Here is a 19,108-nt window from a genome sequence, read left to right on the forward strand (position 1 = left end):
CCGGCCCGGCCCGGACGGAACGGGAGGGAGCGGAGCCGCGTCGGCCTCGTCGTCGCGGCGGGGGAAGGGCCGTGACGACTCGTCCCCGACGGGTGGGAGGCGCCTTGCCGACCCGGCCCGGCCGGCGGCGAGGGGGACGTGACGGCCCGTCCCGGCCGGCGGCGAAGGGGACGTGGCGGCCCGTCACGGATGGAGCGGGGAAGGGCATGGTGGCCCGGATCGGAGGGAGTTCCGTAGTGGCTGTGTTCTCGCTTGGACCGGAGCAGGTCGCCTGGTGTGCCGAGGTGCGGGCGCTGGCCGCCGAACGGCTGGGTCCGCTCGTCGACAAGGGTGAGCCAGGGCACGTCAACCGGCCGCTCCTCGCCGCGCTCGGCCAACTCGGGCTGCTCGCCCGGCTGTTCAGCTCCGGCGCGCTGGACCTGTGCCTGATGCGGGAGTCCCTCGCCCAGGTCTGCACCGAGGCCGAGACGGCCCTCGCCCTGCAAGGCCTGGGCGCCCACCCGGTGCACGCCCACGGCAACCCCGCCCAGCGCGAGCGCTGGTTGCCCCGGGTCGCCGACGGCAGCGCGGTCGCCGCCTTCGCGCTGAGCGAGCCCGGAGCCGGTTCGGACGCGGCCGCGCTGTCCCTCGCGGCCGAACCCGACGGCGGCGACGGCTGGCGGCTCTTCGGCGCCAAGTGCTGGATCTCCAACGCCCCCGAGGCCGACTTCTACACCGTCTTCGCCCGCACCACCCCCGGCGCCGGAGCCAGGGGCGTGACCGCCTTCCTCGTTCCGGCCGACCGGCCCGGGCTCACCGGAAGTGCCCTGGAGATGCTCTCACCGCACCCCATCGGCGCCCTGGACTTCGACGCGGTGCCGGTCACCGCCGCCGACGTGCTCGGCGAGGTGGACCGCGGCTTCGCCGTCGCCATGGGCACCCTCAACCTCTTCCGCCCCAGCGTCGGCGCCTTCGCGGTCGGCATGGCCCAGGCCGCGCTCGACGCGACGGTACGGCACACCCGCCGACGGGAGGCGTTCCACGGCACGTTGATGGACCTTCAGGCCGTCTCCCACCAGGTCGCCGAGATGGCCCTGCGCACCGAGGCCGCCCGCCTGATGGTGTACGCGGCGGCCACGGCGTACGACCGGGGCGCCCCCGACGTGCCGGGGCGCGCCGCGATGGCCAAGCTGCTCGCCACCGAGACCGCGCAGTACGTCGTCGACACCGCGGTGCAGCTGCACGGCGCCCGGGCCCTGCGCCGCGGCCACCTCCTGGAACACCTGTACCGCGAGGTGCGTGCCCCGCGCATCTACGAGGGCGCGAGCGAGGTCCAACGCGGCATCATCGCCAAGGAGCTGTACGCGAAGACCGAGGAGGGGCCCCGGTGACGACCGAGCGCGTCAACCCGACCGAGCTGTCCCCGCCGACGGGTTTCTCCCACGCGGTCGTCGCCTCCGGCGCCCGCGTGGTCTTCCTCGCCGGCCAGACCGCCCTCGACACCGACGGCAAGGTCACCGGCGGCACGCTCCCCGAGCAGTTCGAGCGGGCCCTCGGCAACCTCCTGACGGCCCTGCGCGCGGCCGGCGGCACCCCGGCCGACCTCGCCCGCGTCACCGTGTACGCCACGGACGTCGCCGCCTACCGCGCCCAGGCCGGCCGGCTCGGCCGCATCTGGCGGGACCTGGCGGGCCGGGACTATCCGGCAATGGCCGTCGTGCAGGTCGTACGGCTGTGGGACGAGCAGGCGATGGTGGAGCTGGACGGGTTCGCGGTACTGCCCTGACCGGCCGCCGTACCGGTCAGGCCGCCGCCGCGAGCCGCTCCGCCGGGAGCCGGCACGGCGGGACCACGCTGCCGTCCGGGTGCAGTTCGCCACTGTCGTCGAAGACGATCGAACCGTCGCACAGCAAGGTCCAGCCCTGCTCGGGGTGGGCGGCCACGGGGTGCCGCGGGGCCGGGCCGGACGCGGGGCACGAGGACTGGTCGGAGCACATGGCGCACCTCCACATCGGGATGTGAGCGGCCGGCGGACGCGGCCGCCGCCCCTCATGCACAGACCATGCCCTCCGGGTGAACGCCCCGGAACCGCGTGTCGTGAAGCGTGACAACACCCGGACAACTACCGGACGGTTCCATGACGCGCCACCGATGGAGTGACGGTCACACCCGGCGGCCCGGCCGCCCGGTACCAGTGGAGGCCCCCACCCCATGGAACCGGGAGGTATCCCATGCCCGTACGCCCCGCCCTCGCCGCGGCCCTCGGCACGGCCGCCCTGCTGTGCGCCGCCGCAGGCCCGGCCGTCGCCGGTCCGGCCCCCGCCGGCCCGGCCGGCACCGATCCCGCCGAGACCGTCACGGTCGACACCACGGGCCACATCACGTCCGCGGGCACGGTGAGGATCTCCGGCACGTACCGCTGCACCGCGGGCACCGGTCCGGTGTTCGTCAGCTCCTCGATCAGCCAGAGCAACCCCCAGGTCACGCAGGGCATCGGCGGCAGCGTCGCCCAGTGCGACGGCGCCGAGCACCGCTGGGAGAACTCCGGTCAGGTCGCCACGCGGGAGTACAAGGCGGGCAAGGCCCACGTCCAGGCCACCCTGATGGAGCTGCGCCCGTCCGGCCTGGTTCCGCTGCCCGCCTTCCACACGGCCACGGAGCAGGACGTCGTACTCGTCGACGAATGAGCCGCGGGCGTCCCTCGTAAGGTCCTCGGAACGAGACCCCTGGATTCAGGCGGGGTTGAGTCCGTCCCGGTCCGGCGCGGTCCGTTTCCGCCGGACCACCGGGAAGCCCGGCCGGCGCAGCGCGGCCACGAACTTGTAGCGCGAGCCCCGGTACACCGAGCGCACCCACTCCACCGGGCTGCCCTCCGCGTCCCGCGAGTGCCGGGACAGCAGCAGCATCGGCAGCCCCACGTCGGTGGCGAGCAACTGCGCCTCGCGCGGGGTCGACAGTGAGGTCTCGATGGTCTCGTCGGCCTCGGCGAGATGGACGCCGTACACCTCGGCGAGCGCCGTGTACAGCGAGGGATACGTGGCCAGGGACGCGCGCAGGCCCGGGAAGCGGTGCGCGGACAGATGGGTCGTCTCGATCGCCATGGGATCGCCGCTGGCCAGCCGCAGCCGCTCGATGCGCAGCACCCGCTCGCCGACGGCGATGCCGAGCAGCCCCGAGAGCCGCTCGTCGGCCGGTACCTCCCCGATGTCCAGCACCTGCGAGGCGGGGGTGAGGCCCTGGGCCCGCATGTCCTCGGTGTGCGAGGTGAGCTGCAGCGTGCGGTACAGCTTGGGCTGGGCCACGAAGGTGCCCTTGCCCTGGATCCGGTCCAGGAGTCCCTCGCCGACCAGTTCCTGGAGCGCCTGCCGGATGGTGGTCCGGGAGGTGTCGAACCGTACGGCGAGCAGTCGCTCGGCCGGCATGGCGGAGCCGGGCTGCAACTCCTCGGCCATGGCGAGCAGTCGCTGTTTGATCCGGTAGTACTTCGGCACGCGCGCGGTGCGGCCGGTCGCCCCTCTGTGCGGCTGGGCGCTGCTGACGTGGGTGGTCATGCCTGCCTTCCCGGCTGTGTCGACGGTCTCCCGTTATAGCGACCAACTGCCCTATGGTCTAGTCCAACTCACTCGTCCAGGTCCGGTGCATCGGACGCCCGGGCGAAAGGGGCGGATGCGGACGGAGGCCCTCCGGTGACGTTCTCGTAACGGCGGCAACCGGCTTGACGGACCACCCTTGACACCCCGAAAGGTCTAGGCCAAGCTCCACGGTACTGGTCTACACCATTAGTGGCCAGGTCCCGAGCCCTACGTGCAACAGCGTCGTACGCAGGTCACCGCCGAGGGCGTGGGGGGTTAGAGGCATCCCTGAGGAGGGTGGCGTGAAGCGCAAGCTCGCTGCCGCGATCGTGATCGCGGGCATGATGGTCTCCGTTGCGGCGTGTGGCGGAAACGACGGCAAGGACAGCGGCAAGGACGCGGGACCGGAGAGCTGGAAGGGCCAGACGCTCACCGTCTGGACCATGGACGGCTCCGCGCCGCCGCAGTGGACCAAGGACGTCCAGGCCGCCTTCGAGAAGAAGACCGGCGCGAAGCTCAAGTTCGAGACCCAGAAGTGGGACGGGATCCAGCAGAAGATCACCACCGCGCTCTCCGAGGACAACCCGCCGGACGTCCTGGAGGTCGGCAACACCCAGACCCCCGCCTACGCGGCCACCGGCGGCCTCGCCGACCTCGCCGACCTCAAGAAGACGATCGGCGCCGACTGGACGCCGTCGGTCTCCCAGTCCTCCGTCTACGAGGGCAAGCAGTACGCCGCCCCCTGGTACTTCGCCAACCGCGTCGTCATCTACAACAAGGCGATCTGGGCGAAGGCCGGCATCAAGTCCACCCCGAAGACCCGGGACGAGCTCCTCAAGGACCTGGACACCATCGGCAAGAAGACCGACGCCGAGCCCATCTACCTGCCGGGCCAGAACTGGTACTTCCTCGACGGCCTGATCATCGGTCAGGGCGGCGAACTGGTGAAGAAGCAGGGCGACAAGTACGTCTCCAACCTCGCCGACCCGAAGGTCTCCGCCGCCATGGAGATCTACAAGAAGTACGCCGCCTACTCCAAGGCCCCCAAGGACAAGGACGAGGCCACCCCGCAGCAGGCCACCGTCTTCGCCAAGGGCAAGACCGGCGCCATCATCGGCATGGGCTGGGAGGCCGGCACCGCCATCCAGGCCAACAAGTCCATCGAGAAGGACCTCGGCTACTTCACCATCCCGGGCGAGACGGCCGACAAGCCCGAGGGCGTCTTCCTCGGCGGCTCCAACCTCGCCGTCGCCCAGAACAGCAAGAAGCAGTCCCTGGCAAAGGAGTTCCTGAAGGTCGCCCTGTCCGACCAGTACGAGGGCGAACTGGCCAAGCTCAACGGCATCGTCCCGAACAAGGCCTCCCTGGAGACCAACCTCAAGGGCAACGCTGCCGCCGAGGCCGCCGCGCCCGGCGCCTCGGCCGGCGGCACCACCCCGCTGATCCCCGAGTGGGCCGCGGTGGAGAACACCCCGAACCCGATCAAGTCGTACATGACCGCGGTGCTGAACGGGAAGTCTCCCGCGGCCGCCGCCAAGGACGTCGAGTCCGAGATCAACAAGCGCCTGGCCCAGCAGAACTGATGACCCGCGCCGGGGGCGCCGCCGCAGGCGCCCCCGGCTCAGTCGTTCGTACGGCCGGTTCGGCCACGGAAGAGATGGCAACTCATGTCAGTGCAGACCCAAGGCACGGACACGGCCGGGGAGCCCGCTGTCCGCAAGGCCCGGATACCGGGGCCGCCACGGGGTGCGGACCGTGACTCCGGGGCCCCGTCCCGCCGCGGTGCCGCCGCCCCCTACCTCCTGCTGCTGCCCGCGCTGCTGGCCACCCTGGTCCTGCTCGGCTGGCCCCTGGTCAAGAACGGCATGCTGTCGTTCCAGAACCTCAACCCGCGCCAGCTCATCCAGCACCTCACCGAGTGGAACGGGACCGACAACTACAAAGAGGTCCTGACCGGTTCGGACTTCTGGCACGTCGTCGAGCGCTCGGTGGTTTTCACCGCGATCAACGTCGTGCTGATCATGGTGCTCGGCACCCTGATCGGGCTGCTGCTCGGCCGCCTCGGCAAGAGGATGCGGCTGCTGCTCATGATCGGCCTCGTGCTCGCCTGGGCGATGCCGATCCTCGCGGCCACCACCGTCTACCAGTGGCTGTTCGCCCAGCGCTTCGGCGTCGTCAACTGGGTCCTGGACAAGCTGGGCTGGCACGCCATGGCCGACTACAACTGGTTCGGCACCCAGACGTCCACCTTCTCCGTGATCATCCTGCTGCTCGTCTGGGAGTCGGTCCCCTTCGTGGCGATCAACCTCTACGCCGCCACCACCACGATCCCCAAGGAGCTGTACGAGGCCGCGGCGCTGGACGGCGCCGGCGCCTGGAAGAGCTTCACCTCCGTGACCTTCCCGTTCCTTCGGCCCTTCCTGTACTCCACGACCTTCCTCGAGGTCATCTGGATCTTCAAGGCGTTCGCGCAGGTCTTCGCGATCAACGAGGGCGGCCCCGACCACCTCACCGAGACCCTGCCCATCTACGCCTTCGTCCAGGGCGTCGGCAACCAGCACTTCGGCGTCGGCGCGGCCATCTCGTTCCTGACCATCCTGGCGCTGCTCGTCATGACCTCGTACTACCTGCGCATGGTGCTCAAGCAAGAGGAGGACGAGCTGTGAAGCGCTCGGTCTTCGGCCGTATCTGGCCCAACGCGACCGCCGTCGTCCTCTTCGTCGGCTTCGTGTTCCCCGTCTACTGGATGTTCGCGACGGCCTTCAAACCGACCGGCGACATCATCTCCGAGAACCCCGTGTGGTTCCCGACGAACGTCACCTTCAGCCACTTCAAGAAGGCCGTCGACGCCGACCACTTCTGGACCCTGGTCGCCAACTCCGTCACCGTCACGGTCCTGTCGGTCGTCTTCTCGCTCGTCATCGCCCTGTTCGCGGCCTTCGCCCTGGCCCGGATGCGGTTCAAGGGCCGGCGCGGGCTCATCGTGACGTTCATGCTGGCGCAGATGGCCCCCTGGGAAGTCATGATCATCGCCATCTACATGATCGTCCGCGACAACGACATGCTCGACAGCCTGGTCCCGCTCACCGTCTTCTACACGATGATGGTGCTGCCGCTGACCATCCTGACCCTGCGCGGCTACGTGGCCGCCGTACCGAAGGACCTGGAGGAGGCGGCGATGGTCGACGGCTGCACCCGCGGCCAGGCCTTCGTCCGGGTCATCTTCCCGCTGCTGGCGCCCGGCCTGATGGCGACCTCGCTGTTCGGGTTCATCACCGCCTGGAACGAGTTCCCGCTCGTCCTGATCCTCAACAAGGACGTCGAGAAGCAGACCCTGCCGCTGTGGCTGTCGCAGTTCCAGACCGCCTTCGGCGACGACTGGGGCGCCACGATGGCGGCCTCCTCCCTGTTCGCGCTGCCCATCCTGATCCTCTTCATCTTCCTGCAACGCAAGGCTGTCAGCGGTCTGACCGACGGCGCCGTGAAGGGATGACCCCGCCGATGACCACACTCGCCACCACTGGGTCTGACAGCGGCTCCGCCGCGGGCGACACCCTCACCCGCGACGCCCTCGCCGTGCTGCAGCCGGGGTTCGACGGCACCACCGCGCCCGACTGGGTGCGCCGCCGCCTCGGTGAGGGTCTCGCCTCCGTCGCCCTGTTCGGCCGCAACGTCGTCACCGAGGAACAGGTCACCTCGCTCACCGCGGAACTGCGCGCCGAGCGGGACGACCTCCTCGTCGCCATCGACGAGGAGAGCGGTGACGTCACCCGCCTGGACGTGCGCACGGGCTCCTCCTTCCCCGGCAACCACGCCCTCGGTGCCGTCGACGACCCCGACCTGACCCGGGCCGTCTCCCGCGAGCTGGGCCGGCGCCTGGCCGCCTGCGGTGTCAACTTCGACTGGGCGCCGTCCGCCGACGTCAACGCCAACCCCGACAACCCCGTCATCGGCGTCCGCTCCTTCGGCGCGAGCACCGGTCTGGTCGCCCGGCACACCGCCGCCTGGGTCGAGGGCCTGCAGTCCACCGGCGTCGCCGCCTGCACCAAGCACTTCCCCGGCCACGGCGACACCAACGTCGACTCCCACCACGCCGTACCCCGCATCGACGTCGACGCCGACACCCTCTACGCACGCGAACTGCCCCCGTTCCGCGCGGCCATCGCCGCGGGCACCCGGGCGATCATGAGCGCGCACATCCTGGTGCCCGCCCTCGACCCGGACCGCCCCGGTACCCTCTCCCGCCGCATCCTCACCGAACTGCTCCGCGAGGAACTCGGTTACCGGGGTCTGATCGTCACCGACGGCATGGAGATGCGCGCCATATCCGGCACCTACGGCCTGGAACACGGCGTGGTCCTCGCGATCGCGGCCGGCGCCGACGCCATCTGCGTCGGCGGCGGGCTGTGCGACGAGGGCACCGTGCTGAACCTCCGGGACGCGCTCGTGGCCGCCGTACGCTCCGGTGAACTGCCGGAGGAACGGCTCGCCGACGCGGCCGCCCGGGTGCGGGACCTCGCCGCCTGGACCGCCGGCGCCCGCGGGGACGCGGAGAAGACCGCACCGGACCCCGAGATCGGCCTGGTCGCGGCCCGCCGCGCGCTCACCGTGACCCGCACCGGCCCCGCCGCACCGGTCACCGCCCCGGTCTACGTCGCCCAGTTCGAGCCGGCCCGCAACATCGCCGTCGGCGACCAGACCCCGTGGGGCGTGGCCGCCGAACTCCAGCGGCTGCTGCCCGGCACCGGCTCCGCCTCCTTCTCCGGCGACGGCGCCGGACGGGCCGCCCTCGCCGCGGCCGGCGGCCGGCGGATCGTCGCCGTGGTCCGCGACGAACACCGGCACGACTGGATGCGCGCCGCCCTCGACACCCTGCTCGCCGCCCGCCCCGACACCGTCGTCGTGGAGATGGGCCTGCCGCAGGCCGCCCCGCGCGGCGCCCTGCACATCGCCACCTACGGCGCCGCCCGGGTGTGCGGTGTGGCGGCCGCCGAGGCGGTCGTCGCGGGCTGACGCCCGATCCGCACCGGCCGCCCGCCCTGCCGGCGGGCGGCCCCGACTCCGTTCACCTTCAGGGAACCCGGTGGTCACGCGCGCCCTCGCGCATGCCACCGGCACATGTCGCACGTCCAAACCGCAGGTGTATTCCGACCAGATCACCCCGGAGCGAACACATGCAGACGCCCACCCCCCACCTCCACCGGGCCGCCTCCACGCGCCCCTACTTCAGCGCGGACGGCGAGACCTACCTCACGCCCACCCCGCTGCGCCACATCGAGAAGTCCGAGCCCCTCAGGGTGCTCTCCGAGGAGGACTTCGCCTTCTGGCAGACGTACGGCTACGTCGTCGTCCGTGAGGCCGTCACCCCCGGCGAGGCCAAGCAACTCCTGGACTTCGCCTGGCGGTTCCAGGGGCTCGACCCCGACCGCCCCGAGACCTGGTACGAGGAGCCGGAGTTCCGCTCCGAACTCGACCGGCACCTCTTCATCTACGGCTTCGTCGAGGCCTACCACCATCAGCTCATCTGGGACAGCCGCCAGAACCAGCGGGTCTACGACGCGTTCGTGGACGTGTGGGACTGCCCGGAGCTGTGGGTCACGCTGGACCGGCTGAACCTCAACCCGCCCAACGTCCGCACCCGTTCCCGCTCCCTGATCGAGCCCACCGACGAGGGCTTCGACATCGAACTGCACTGGGACGTCGACACCACCCTCGCCGTCCTCCCGCAGCGCGTCCAGGGCATCATCGCCCTCAACGACACCCGGCCGGAACTCGGCGGCTTCCAGTGCGCCCCGGAACTCTTCCGCCGGTTCGAGGAGTGGCGGCTGGCCCGGCCGGCCGGCCGCGACCCGGTCCGGCCCGGCGCGGACCGCGCCGAGTTCCCGGTGATCCGCCCCGACCTCCAGGCCGGCGACCTGCTCATCTTCAACGGGCTGCTGGCGCACGGCGTGGCGCCGAACCTCTCTGACAACGCTGTCCGAGCCGTGCAGTACCTGTCGATGATGCCCGCCCTGGAGGAGCACACGGCCCTGCGTGACTCCCGGATCGACTCCTGGCGCACCCTCGCCACCCCCACCTGGAACGCCACCCTCCTCGGCGACGCCCGCGAGCCCGAGGCCCACCGCTACGGCCCCGCCGAGCTCAACCCGCTCGGCAGAAGACTGCTCGGACTGGACTCCTGGACCGCCGCTGCGAAAGAGGCTCCGTGAACCGCGTCTGCCTCTGCCTGCCCACCAACCGGGCCTGCTCCGCCACCATCGCCGCCCTCCACGACGAGGCCGTCCACGCCGCCCGCCACTTCGGTGCCGACGTCCAGCTGCTCATCCTCGACTCCTCCGACGACCGCACCCGCGCCGAGCACACCCGTGCCGTCGCCGCCCTGCCCCCCACCCGGCACGTCACCGTCCACCACCTCGACGAGGACACCCAGCGCGCCTTCCTGCGCCGGGCCGTCGAGCAGGCCGGCCTGCCCGAGCCCGAGCGCCTGGTCCACCTCATGCTCCCGCCCGCCGTCTCCTACGGCGCCTGCACCAACCGCGCCTTCCTGCTGGCCACCGCCCTCGGCTGCGCCTCCGTGCACCGCAGGGACTCCGACAGCACCTACCAACTCCACGCGGGACAGCCGGTGTTCCCCGTCCACCACGAGCTGCCGTACCTCGGCAGGGCCGCCGCCGAGGCCGCCGCCGGCGGTCTGCCCACCGACCTCGCACCGGCGCTGCTGGACCGCCCGGTGTCCCTCGCCGGAGCCTCCTTCATCGGCGAACTCTCCGTCGACATCGGCGAGATACGGCGCCTGGACGAAGGCGTCTACCACGACGTCGTCGGCCTCTGGGCGCCGGGCGACTGGCCGGAGGAACGCAGACGGCACCTGGTCGAGGAGTCCTTCACCGGCGCGGGCACGGCCCCCTTCACCGGCGACCGGGCGACCCTCACCGTGGTCGACCCGATGCGCGTCGACATGTGCAACATCGCCTTCGACCGGGCGGTGTACGAGCGCGTCCCCCTGCCGCCCGCCACCGACACCATCGGCAGCGACTACTTCCTCCTCCACCTGGTCCACGACGCCGGCCTGCCAGGCATCCTGCACAACCGGCACATCGAGAACTTCCACACCCCCGAACGCCGCACCGACACCGGCTTCCCGGCCTACCAGCGGCGGTTCGTGAAGTTCCTGCTGTCGATGCTCCACTTCCACCACGTCTACGACCGCATGGCGGCCGAGGGCGCCGGGCTGCTGGACGAACGGCACCAGGTACGGTCCGCGCGGATCGTGGAGCTCCTGCGCGAGAGCACGCACCTGGACCGCACCGAGAACGTCTGGCGCCTGGACCGGGTGGACACGGCGTACCGCAAACTGGGCGGCCGTTACGCCATGTTCGCCGACCGGCTGGCCGAGGAGCGCGACCGGTTGCTCGACGAGGCCGAGTCGGACATCGAGGACTACGCGTACCTGGTCCAGGCCTGGCCGGCGCTCATCGAGGCGGCCCGCACATGAGCGCCCCGGGCGGGCGACCACTCGGCGAACCCCTCACCACGGAACTCGCCGCAGCCGGGTCCGACCGCATCATCTACGACCTCACCGGCATAGAGCACCAGTACGACGCCCTGATCGCCGAGCTGCCCGGAACCCGCATCCGCTTCGCCCTCAAGGCCTGTCCCGTGGAGGAGGTCCTGCACGCCCTCGCGGCCCGCGGCGCCGGCTTCGACGCGGCGAGCCCCGCCGAGATCACCCAGGCCCTCCACGCCGGCGCGCGGCCGGACCGCATCCACTACGGCAACACCGTCAAGTCCGACCACGACATCGCCGAGGCCCACCGCCTGGGTGTCCGCACCTTCGCCACCGACAGCGTCGAGGACGTCACCGCCATCGCCGCGCACGCCCCCGGCTCCCGGGTGTTCTGCCGCCTCGCCACCACCGGGGAGGGCGCCCTGTGGGGCCTGGACCGCAAGTTCGGCTGCACCCCCGACGACGCCGTCCGTGTGCTGACGACGGCCCGCGCGGCCGGGCTCACCCCGGCCGGCCTGTCCGTGCACGTCGGCTCCCAGCAGATGACCTGCGAGGCCTGGTCGCAGGCCCTCGACACCCTCGCCGGCACCCTGACGGCCCTGGCCGGACGGGGGATCGTGCCCGACCACGTCAACCTCGGCGGCGGCCTGCCCGCGCTCGGCTACCAGGACCGCCTCGGCAACCCCCTCGACCCGCCCCTGGACAAGATCTTCACCTCGCTCCGCGAGGGCATGGACCGGCTGCGCGACCTCACCCGCGCCCCGCTCGACTTCGTCATGGAACCCGGCCGCCACCTCGTCGCCGACCACGGCGCCGTCCGCGCCCACGTCTCCCGGCTGACCCGCCGCCGCCAGCCGGACGGTACCGACGCCCACTGGCTCTACCTGAGCTGCGGCAAGTTCAACGGCCTCTACGAGATGGACCAGTTGACGTACCGGATGGTCTTCCCCGGCCATGGTGCGGCCCGGGAGTACGTCTCCGCGATCGTCGCCGGTCCCACCTGCGACAGCGACGACGCCTACGGCGGCGGGCGGCACGCGGTGCGCGTGCCGGCGTCCCTCGCCTCCGGCGACCCGGTCTGGATCCTCTCCGCCGGCGCCTACGCCACCAGCTACATGACCCAGGGGTTCAACGGCATCCGCCCGCTGCCCTGCGTGTGCACCCGCGGGCAGGAAGGACACCACTGACATGACCGACCTCATACGGGGCGTCACCGAGGCCGACTGGCCCGAGGTCGTGGCCCTGGAAGCGGAGGCGTACGCGGACACCCCGCTCACCGAGGGGGAGGCCGCGCTGCGCTCCCGGGCCGCGGCGGGCACCTGCTTCGTCCTGGACCTCGACGGCCGGATCGCGGGCTACGCACTGGCCCTGCCCTGCCCCAGGTTCAGCTATCCCGACCTGGCCCGCGCCGAGCAGTGCGCCCACCCCCGCACCGGCGTCTCCAACCTCCATCTGCACGACCTCGTCGTCACCGCGCCGCTGCGGCGCAGAGGGCTCGGCACCCGGCTGGCCCGCCACCTGTCGGAGGTGGCCCGGGTCCGCGGCTTCGCGACCATGTCGCTGATCGCGGTCGCCGGCAAGGAGCCCTTCTGGCGGGCCAACGGCTACCGCCCGCACCACGAGGCGCGGCTGCCGGCCGGTTACGGCAGCGACGCGGTGTACATGTCGGCGCGGCTGGCCGCGGCGCGGGAGGCGAGCTGATGCCCGCTCCCTCCTTCCAGCGCGCCAAGTGGTCGATCGCGGCGCTGTTCTGCTTCCTCGGCTTCCAGTACGGCACCTGGGTCTCCCGCCTCCCCGCGCTCAAGACCCGGCTGGACCTGGGAGCCGGGGAGGTGGGCCTGCTGCTGATGGCCTGCGGGGCCGGAGCGGCGGCATCGTTCCCGCTCGTCGCCGTCCTGACGCGCCGCCTCGGCTCCCGGCGGCTGTCCCTCGTCTCCGCGCTGTGCCTGGTCGCCGTACTGGCCGCCCTGGCCGTCGTACCGACCTTCCCGCTCGCGCTCCTCGCGGTCTGCGCCGACGGGGTCGCCGTCGGCTGCCTCAACGTCGCGATGAACGCCCAGGGCGCGGCCCTGGAGAAGGCGTACGAGCGCACTGCCATGTCCCAGCTGCACGCCACCTTCAGTGCCGGTCTGCTCGCCGCCGCGCTGCTGACCTCCGGCGTGACCACCCTGACCGGCTCGGTGCCGGCGCACTTCACCGTGGCCGGCGCCCTGTTGCTGCTCCTGCCGGCCGCCGGCCGCTCCGGGCTGCTGACGCACACGGAACCGGAGCCGCCCCGCGGGCCGGGACGGAACCGCCGCCTGGCCCTTCCCTCCTGGGCGACCCTGCTGATGGGCTGCGCGATGGCCTTCGGCACGATCACCGAGGGCGCGATGAACGACTGGTCGACGCTCTACCTGAAGGACGTCGTCAAGGCCTCGGCGTCCGTGGCGCCGCTCGGTATCGCGGTCGTCTCCGTGATGATGCTGCTGGCCCGGCTCCGCGCGGACCGCTGGCGCACCCGCTGGGGCGACGGTCCGGTGGTCCGGGCGGGCAGCGCGGTGGCCGCCGCCGGCCTGGCCCTCGCCCTGCTCGCCGGCGGGGTGGTGCCGACGCTCCTCGGCTTCGCCTGCGTCGGGCTCGGCGCGGCCGCCGTCACCCCGTGCGTGTACGTCGCGGCGGCCGGCCACGGCTCCGACGCCCTGGCCCTGGTCGCCGCGATGGGCACCACGGGTCTGCTGGCCGGCCCGGCGCTGATCGGTTTCGTCGCCGGCGCCACGAGCCTGACCCTCGGCATGGGCACGGTGGCCGCTTCGGCGCTGATCGTCACGCTGACGGCGTTCCGGATCCCCTGGGCCGGTCGCGCGCCGGCGGCCCTCGGCACCCCGGCAGGGCTGACCTCCGGCTGACGGCTCCTCACGGGCCCCCGGACAGGCGCACGGTGGTACGGACGGCTGGGGGGGGGCCGAACCGGGGGCCCTGGACCAGCGCTTCCTCGTCGCCTGCCCGGGCGACCCGACGGAACCGGGGGGACCCGCGTCAGATGTCCCGGAAGATCTCGATCTGCGCCCCGACCGAGTTCAGGCGCTCGGCGAGGTCCTCGTAACCCCGGTTGATGACGTACACGTTGCGCAGCACCGACGTGCCCTCCGCCGCCATCATCGCCAGCAGGACCACCACGGCGGGGCGCAGGGCCGGCGGGCACATCATCTCGGCGGCGCGCCAGCGGGTCGGGCCCTCGACGAGCACCCGGTGCGGGTCCAGCAGCTGGAGGCGGCCGCCAAGGCGGTTGAGGTCGGTCAGGTAGATCGCGCGGTTGTCGTAGACCCAGTCGTGGATGAGCGTCTTGCCCTGCGCGGTGGCGGCGATGGCCGCGAAGAACGGGACGTTGTCGATGTTCAGCCCCGGGAACGGCATGGGGTGGATCTTGTCGATCGGCGCCTCCAGCTTGGAGGGGCGGACCGTGAGGTCGACCAGGCGCGTACGGCCGTTGTCCGCGTAGTACTCGGGACTGCGGTCGTGGTCGAGGCCCATCTCCTCCAGGACCGCCAGCTCGATCTCCAGGAACTCGATCGGCACCCGACGCACCGTCAGCTCCGACTCGGTGACCACGGCGGCGGCCAGCAGGCTCATCGCCTCGACCGGGTCCTCGGAGGGGGAGTAGTCGACGTCGACGTCGATGTTCGGTACGCCGTGCACGGTGAGCGTGGTGGTGCCGATGCCCTCCACCCTGACGCCCAGCGCCTCCAGGAAGAAGCACAGGTCCTGGACCATGTAGTTGGAGGAGGCGTTGCGGATGACCGTGACGCCGTCGTGCCGGGCGGCGGCCAGCAGGGCGTTCTCGGTCACGGTGTCGCCGCGCTCGGTCAGCACGATCGGGCGGTCCGGACGGACCGCGCGGTCGACCCGCGCGTGGTACTGCCCCTCGGTGGCCGCGATGTCCAGACCGAACCGGCGCAGCGCGATCATGTGCGGCTCGATGGTCCGCGTGCCGAGGTCGCAGCCGCCGGCGTAGGGCAGCTTGAAGTGGTCCATGCGGTGCAGCAGCGGACCGAGGAACATGATGATCGAGCGGGTGCGCACGGCGGCCTCCGCGTCGATGGCCGCCATCTCCAGCTCGGCCGGCGGCACCAGTTCGAGGTCGACGCCGTCGTTGATCCAGCGGGTGCGCACGCCGATGGAGTTCAGCACCTCCAGCAGGCGGTACACCTCCTCGATCCGCGCGACCCTGCGCAGCACCGTGCGCCCCTTGTTGAGCAGCGAGGCGCACAGCAGCGCCACGCAGGCGTTCTTGCTCGTCTTGACGTCGATGGCGCCGGACAGCCGACGGCCGCCGACGACTCGCAGATGCATCGGCCCCGCGTAACCGAGCGACACGATCTCGCTGTCCAGAGCCTCACCGATGCGGGCGATCATCTCAAGGCTGATGTTCTGGTTCCCGCGCTCGATGCGGTTGACCGCGCTCTGGCTGGTGCCGAGCGCCTCCGCGAGCTGCGTCTGTGTCCAGCCCCGGTGCTGCCGGGCGTCACGGATGAGCTTGCCGATGCGTACGAGGTAGTCGTCTGCCATGAGGTTGAGGTTATCTCAGATATGAGATGGTGCTGCGTTGAGGGGTCCGTTCGGGTGACGCGGTGTCAGTGGCCTGCGGAATTGCGGCATCTGTGCGAAGGTGGGGATGTTTCGTCCGATAACCGTCCCCTGTCCGGGTTTCCAGTGTGATCACGGGGAAACCACCGAACTCCTCGCGTACTGCCGGGCGAAGAACAGGGGCGGTTCGAAGCGCACCGCCGGGATCGCGTCCGGGGTGTACGCCGGCGTGGCGCGGGTGACGGCGTAGCGGACCCGCTCGACATCGCCGTCCGTGTCGCGCACTTCCAGCACCCCGGGCTCGGGGCAGTGCCACGAGAACGCCGTGACCTCCTCCCCGAGCGCGTTCGCCACCGTCCCGCCGCCCCGCCCGTCGCCGCGGAACTCCAGTTCCGAGGACTCCATGACGCCGTGGTCGAAGGGGGCGCTGTCCCAGTGTCCGATCAGTGCGGTGTCGCGGTGCATGTGCCGATCGTCGCAGGGGGCCGTGTGAGCCATGCCACCGGCCACCGGCGTGCCCGGGCCGGTTCCGGCATGACCATCCAGCGGCCATGTACTAGTGTTATCTCGACATCGAGATATCTGCCAGGCGCACCGTAGCCGCCACCTGCTAAGGGTTACCTTACTTAGCCTTACCTTAGCGGATCGGTCAGACCGGGGTGGCGGCACGATTGACGGTGGTACGCGCACATCAATGAAGGAGACTGTCGTGTCGGCGAACAGCTTCGACGCCCGCAGCACGCTGCAGGTGGGCGACGAGTCGTACGAGATCTTCCGGCTGGACAAGGTGGAGGGCTCGGCCCGCCTGCCCTACAGCCTCAAGGTCCTGCTGGAGAACCTGCTCCGCACGGAGGACGGCGCGAACATCACCGCCGACCACATCCGCGCCCTCGGCAACTGGGACTCGCAGGCCCAGCCCAGCCAGGAGATCCAGTTCACGCCGGCCCGCGTGATCATGCAGGACTTCACCGGCGTGCCCTGTGTCGTGGACCTCGCGACCATGCGTGAGGCCGTGAAGGAGCTCGGCGGCGACCCCGCGAAGATCAACCCGCTGGCCCCGGCCGAGCTGGTCATCGACCACTCCGTCATCGCCGACAAGTTCGGCACCAACGACGCCTTCAAGCAGAACGTCGAGCTGGAGTACGGCCGCAACAAGGAGCGCTACCAGTTCCTGCGCTGGGGGCAGACCGCCTTCGACGAGTTCAAGGTCGTCCCGCCGGGCACCGGCATCGTCCACCAGGTGAACATCGAGCACCTGGCCCGTGTCGTGATGGTCCGCGACGGCAAGGCCTACCCGGACACCCTGGTCGGCACCGACTCGCACACCACGATGGTCAACGGCCTCGGCGTCCTCGGCTGGGGCGTCGGCGGCATCGAGGCCGAGGCCGCCATGCTCGGCCAGCCGGTCTCCATGCTCATCCCGCGCGTCGTCGGCTTCAAGCTCACCGGTGAGCTGCAGCCCGGCACCACCGCCACCGACCTCGTGCTCACCATCACCGAGATGCTCCGCAAGCACGGTGTGGTCGGCAAGTTCGTCGAGTTCTACGGCGAGGGCGTGGCCGCCACCTCGCTCGCCAACCGCGCCACCATCGGCAACATGTCGCCGGAGTTCGGCTCCACCGCCGCGATCTTCCCGATCGACGACGAGACCCTGAACTACCTGCGCCTGACCGGCCGCTCCGACCAGCAGGTCGCCCTCGTCGAGGCCTACGCCAAGCAGCAGGGCCTCTGGCTCGACCCGAAGGCCGAGCCGGACTTCTCCGAGAAGCTCGAGCTGGACCTGTCCACGGTCGTCCCGTCCATCGCCGGCCCGAAGCGCCCGCAGGACCGCATCGTCCTCGCGAACGCCGCCGAGCAGTTCAAGCAGGACGTCCGCAACTACGTGGACAGCGTGGACGAGGCGGGCAAGGAGTCCTTCCCGGCCTCCGACGCGCCGGCCGCCGTCAACGGCGTCCCGTCGAGCCCGGTCACCGTGACCGCCCCCGACGGCACCACGTACGAGATCGACCACGGTGCGGTGACGGTCGCGGCCATCACCTCCTGCACCAACACCTCCAACCCGTACGTCATGATCGGTGCCGCCCTGGTCGCCAAGAAGGCCGTCGAGAAGGGCCTGACCCGTAAGCCGTGGGTCAAGTCCACCCTCGCCCCGGGTTCGAAGGTCGTCACCGACTACTTCGAGAAGGCCGGCCTCACCCCGTACCTGGACAAGCTGGGCTTCAACCTCGTCGGTTACGGCTGCACCACCTGCATCGGCAACTCCGGCCCGCTGCCGGAGGAGGTCTCCAAGGCCGTCAACGACCACGACCTCGCGGTCACTTCGGTCCTCTCCGGCAACCGGAACTTCGAGGGCCGCATCAACCCCGACGTCAAGATGAACTACCTGGCGTCCCCGCCGCTGGTCGTCGCGTACGCCATCGCGGGCTCCATGAAGGTGGACATCACCCGCGACGCCCTGGGCACCGACCAGGACGGCAACCCGGTCTACCTGAAGGACATCTGGCCGAGCGAGGCCGAGGTCAACGACGTCGTGGCGAACGCCATCGGCGAGGACATGTTCAACAAGTCCTACTCCGACGTCTTCGCGGGCGACGCCCAGTGGCAGGCGCTGCCGATCCCGACCGGCAACACCTTCGAGTGGGACGCCGAGTCGACGTACGTCCGCAAGCCCCCGTACTTCGAGGGCATGGAGATGGAGCCGGCCCCGGTCTCCGACATCTCCGGCGCCCGCGTGCTCGCCAAGCTCGGCGACTCGGTCACCACCGACCACATCTCCCCGGCCGGTGCCATCAAGGCCGACACCCCGGCCGGCAAGTACCTCACCGACCACGGTGTGGAGCGTCGTGACTTCAACTCCTACGGCTCCCGCCGAGGCAACCACGAGGTCATGATCCGCGGCACGTTCGCCAACATCCGCCTGCGCAACCAGATCGCGCCGGGCACCGAGGGCGGCTACACCCGCGACTTCACCCAGGCCGACGGCCCGGTGTCGTTCATCTACGACGCCTCGCAGAACTACCAGGCCGCCGGCATCCCGCTGGTTGTCCTGGCCGGCAAGGAGTACGGCTCCGGCTCGTCCCGCGACTGGGCGGCCAAGGGCACCGCGCTGCTCGGCGTGAAGGCCGTCATCGCCGAGTCCTACGAGCGCATCCACCGCTCGAACCTCATCGGCATGGGTGTTCTGCCGCTGCAGTTCCCGGAGGGTGCCTCGGCCCAGTCCCTGGGCCTGACCGGTGAGGAGACCTTCTCCATCGCCGGCGTGACCGAGCTGAACGACGGCACCACGCCGCGCACGGTCAAGGTCACCACCGACACCGGTGTCGAGTTCGACGCGGTCGTCCGCATCGACACCCCCGGTGAGGCCGACTACTACCGCAACGGCGGCATCATGCAGTACGTGCTGCGCAACCTGATCCGCAAGTAAGCGGCAGGCGACAGCCGTCGAGGGCCGCACCCCCGCCTGCCGGGGGTGCGGCCCTCCGCC

17 protein-coding genes are annotated in these 19,108 nt (G+C 71.1%); 13 read left to right on the plus strand and 4 right to left on the minus strand.

The window, feature by feature from the left end:
• Positions 1 to 236 precede the first annotated feature (236 nt).
• Together AB0D93_RS34925 and AB0D93_RS34930 are read left to right on the plus strand one after the other, a co-directional pair.
• Positions 237 to 1,370, plus strand: a complete 1,134-nt coding sequence (locus AB0D93_RS34925) for an acyl-CoA dehydrogenase family protein (RefSeq protein WP_362128507.1) — start codon at positions 237 to 239, stop codon at positions 1,368 to 1,370.
• Positions 1,367 to 1,765: a RidA family protein gene (locus AB0D93_RS34930; RefSeq protein ID WP_362128510.1), complete on the plus strand. Its 399-nt coding sequence runs from the start codon at positions 1,367 to 1,369 to the stop codon at positions 1,763 to 1,765. Before AB0D93_RS34925 ends, AB0D93_RS34930 begins: the two co-directional genes overlap by 4 nt.
• Before the next feature lie 16 nt (positions 1,766 to 1,781).
• Here the strand turns inward: AB0D93_RS34930 and AB0D93_RS34935 are convergent, their stop codons facing one another.
• Positions 1,782 to 1,976, minus strand: coding sequence for a DUF5999 family protein (locus AB0D93_RS34935; protein WP_362128513.1), 195 nt, complete (start codon positions 1,974 to 1,976; stop codon positions 1,782 to 1,784).
• A 234-nt stretch (positions 1,977 to 2,210) separates the two neighbouring features.
• Here AB0D93_RS34935 and AB0D93_RS34940 point away from each other — a divergent pair, with 234 nt between their 5' ends.
• Entirely contained in the window at positions 2,211 to 2,666 is a 456-nt protein-coding gene (locus AB0D93_RS34940; protein ID WP_362128516.1) for a DUF6299 family protein, read from the plus strand.
• 45 nt (positions 2,667 to 2,711) lie between these two features.
• On the opposite strand, the gene AB0D93_RS34945 is transcribed toward AB0D93_RS34940, so the two are convergent.
• Complete coding sequence (locus tag AB0D93_RS34945; RefSeq protein WP_362128519.1) at positions 2,712 to 3,530, minus strand: GntR family transcriptional regulator; 819 nt, start codon at positions 3,528 to 3,530, stop codon at positions 2,712 to 2,714.
• Between the two features lie 323 nt (positions 3,531 to 3,853).
• On the opposite strand from AB0D93_RS34945, the gene AB0D93_RS34950 reads away from it, so the two are divergent.
• The 9 genes from AB0D93_RS34950 to AB0D93_RS34990 all read left to right on the plus strand — a co-directional run bounded on the left by AB0D93_RS34950 (position 3,854) and on the right by AB0D93_RS34990 (position 13,946).
• Positions 3,854 to 5,134, plus strand: a complete 1,281-nt coding sequence (locus tag AB0D93_RS34950; RefSeq protein ID WP_362128522.1) for an extracellular solute-binding protein — start codon at positions 3,854 to 3,856, stop codon at positions 5,132 to 5,134.
• 84 nt (positions 5,135 to 5,218) lie between these two features.
• Positions 5,219 to 6,217: a sugar ABC transporter permease gene (locus AB0D93_RS34955; RefSeq protein WP_362128525.1), complete on the plus strand. Its 999-nt coding sequence runs from the start codon at positions 5,219 to 5,221 to the stop codon at positions 6,215 to 6,217.
• Positions 6,214 to 7,044 carry a carbohydrate ABC transporter permease gene (locus tag AB0D93_RS34960; RefSeq protein WP_362128528.1) on the plus strand — a complete coding sequence of 277 codons (831 nt, stop codon included), beginning with the start codon at positions 6,214 to 6,216 and terminating at the stop codon, positions 7,042 to 7,044. Before AB0D93_RS34955 ends, AB0D93_RS34960 begins: the two co-directional genes overlap by 4 nt.
• 8 nt (positions 7,045 to 7,052) lie before the next feature.
• Positions 7,053 to 8,564 (plus strand): glycoside hydrolase family 3 protein, encoded by a 1,512-nt coding sequence (locus AB0D93_RS34965; protein ID WP_362128532.1) that lies wholly within the window; start codon positions 7,053 to 7,055, stop codon positions 8,562 to 8,564.
• A gap of 161 nt (positions 8,565 to 8,725) precedes the next feature.
• The gene (locus AB0D93_RS34970) at positions 8,726 to 9,760 is read left to right on the plus strand and encodes a phytanoyl-CoA dioxygenase family protein (RefSeq protein ID WP_362128534.1); all 1,035 of its coding nucleotides are present in this window, start codon (positions 8,726 to 8,728) and stop codon (positions 9,758 to 9,760) included.
• On the plus strand, positions 9,757 to 11,046 hold the full coding sequence (locus AB0D93_RS34975; protein WP_362128536.1) for a DUF6271 family protein: 1,290 nt from the start codon (positions 9,757 to 9,759) through the stop codon (positions 11,044 to 11,046). Before AB0D93_RS34970 ends, AB0D93_RS34975 begins: the two co-directional genes overlap by 4 nt.
• Positions 11,043 to 12,245 carry a type III PLP-dependent enzyme gene (locus tag AB0D93_RS34980; protein ID WP_362128539.1) on the plus strand — a complete coding sequence of 401 codons (1,203 nt, stop codon included), beginning with the start codon at positions 11,043 to 11,045 and terminating at the stop codon, positions 12,243 to 12,245. Before AB0D93_RS34975 ends, AB0D93_RS34980 begins: the two co-directional genes overlap by 4 nt.
• A gap of 1 nt (position 12,246) precedes the next feature.
• Complete coding sequence (locus AB0D93_RS34985; RefSeq protein WP_362128541.1) at positions 12,247 to 12,759, plus strand: GNAT family N-acetyltransferase; 513 nt, start codon at positions 12,247 to 12,249, stop codon at positions 12,757 to 12,759.
• Positions 12,759 to 13,946, plus strand: coding sequence for an MFS transporter (locus tag AB0D93_RS34990; RefSeq protein ID WP_362128544.1), 1,188 nt, complete (start codon positions 12,759 to 12,761; stop codon positions 13,944 to 13,946). The genes AB0D93_RS34985 and AB0D93_RS34990 overlap by 1 nt, the downstream gene beginning before the upstream one ends.
• A 130-nt stretch (positions 13,947 to 14,076) precedes the next feature.
• Here the strand turns inward: AB0D93_RS34990 and AB0D93_RS34995 are convergent, their stop codons facing one another.
• Together AB0D93_RS34995 and AB0D93_RS35000 are read right to left on the minus strand one after the other, a co-directional pair.
• Positions 14,077 to 15,606: a UDP-N-acetylglucosamine 1-carboxyvinyltransferase gene (locus AB0D93_RS34995; protein WP_362128548.1), complete on the minus strand. Its 1,530-nt coding sequence runs from the start codon at positions 15,604 to 15,606 to the stop codon at positions 14,077 to 14,079.
• Positions 15,607 to 15,756: 150 nt separating this feature from the next.
• Positions 15,757 to 16,089: a hypothetical protein gene (locus tag AB0D93_RS35000; RefSeq protein WP_362128551.1), complete on the minus strand. Its 333-nt coding sequence runs from the start codon at positions 16,087 to 16,089 to the stop codon at positions 15,757 to 15,759.
• A gap of 244 nt (positions 16,090 to 16,333) precedes the next feature.
• Between AB0D93_RS35000 and acnA the strand changes: the two genes are divergently transcribed.
• Positions 16,334 to 19,048: an aconitate hydratase AcnA gene (acnA, locus tag AB0D93_RS35005; protein WP_362128554.1), complete on the plus strand. Its 2,715-nt coding sequence runs from the start codon at positions 16,334 to 16,336 to the stop codon at positions 19,046 to 19,048.
• Positions 19,049 to 19,108 lie beyond the last annotated feature (60 nt).

The sequence above is a fragment of the Streptomyces sp. NPDC048191 genome, assembly GCF_040652655.1.
Classification (GTDB): domain Bacteria; phylum Actinomycetota; class Actinomycetes; order Streptomycetales; family Streptomycetaceae; genus Streptomyces.

What these genes read in the sequence shown, in the direction of transcription:
- AB0D93_RS34935 (WP_362128513.1), bottom strand. Translation starts at nt 1,976, where the DNA reads ATGTGCTCCGACCAGTCCTCGTGCCCCGCGTCCGGCCCGGCCCCGCGG.
- AB0D93_RS34940 (WP_362128516.1), top strand. Translation starts at nt 2,211, where the DNA reads ATGCCCGTACGCCCCGCCCTCGCCGCGGCCCTCGGCACGGCCGCCCTG.
- AB0D93_RS34945 (WP_362128519.1), bottom strand. Translation starts at nt 3,530, where the DNA reads ATGACCACCCACGTCAGCAGCGCCCAGCCGCACAGAGGGGCGACCGGC.
- AB0D93_RS34955 (WP_362128525.1), top strand. Translation starts at nt 5,219, where the DNA reads ATGTCAGTGCAGACCCAAGGCACGGACACGGCCGGGGAGCCCGCTGTC.
- AB0D93_RS34965 (WP_362128532.1), top strand. Translation starts at nt 7,053, where the DNA reads ATGACCACACTCGCCACCACTGGGTCTGACAGCGGCTCCGCCGCGGGC.
- AB0D93_RS34970 (WP_362128534.1), top strand. Translation starts at nt 8,726, where the DNA reads ATGCAGACGCCCACCCCCCACCTCCACCGGGCCGCCTCCACGCGCCCC.
- AB0D93_RS34980 (WP_362128539.1), top strand. Translation starts at nt 11,043, where the DNA reads ATGAGCGCCCCGGGCGGGCGACCACTCGGCGAACCCCTCACCACGGAA.
- AB0D93_RS34985 (WP_362128541.1), top strand. Translation starts at nt 12,247, where the DNA reads ATGACCGACCTCATACGGGGCGTCACCGAGGCCGACTGGCCCGAGGTC.
- AB0D93_RS34990 (WP_362128544.1), top strand. Translation starts at nt 12,759, where the DNA reads ATGCCCGCTCCCTCCTTCCAGCGCGCCAAGTGGTCGATCGCGGCGCTG.
- AB0D93_RS34995 (WP_362128548.1), bottom strand. Translation starts at nt 15,606, where the DNA reads ATGGCAGACGACTACCTCGTACGCATCGGCAAGCTCATCCGTGACGCC.
- AB0D93_RS35000 (WP_362128551.1), bottom strand. Translation starts at nt 16,089, where the DNA reads ATGCACCGCGACACCGCACTGATCGGACACTGGGACAGCGCCCCCTTC.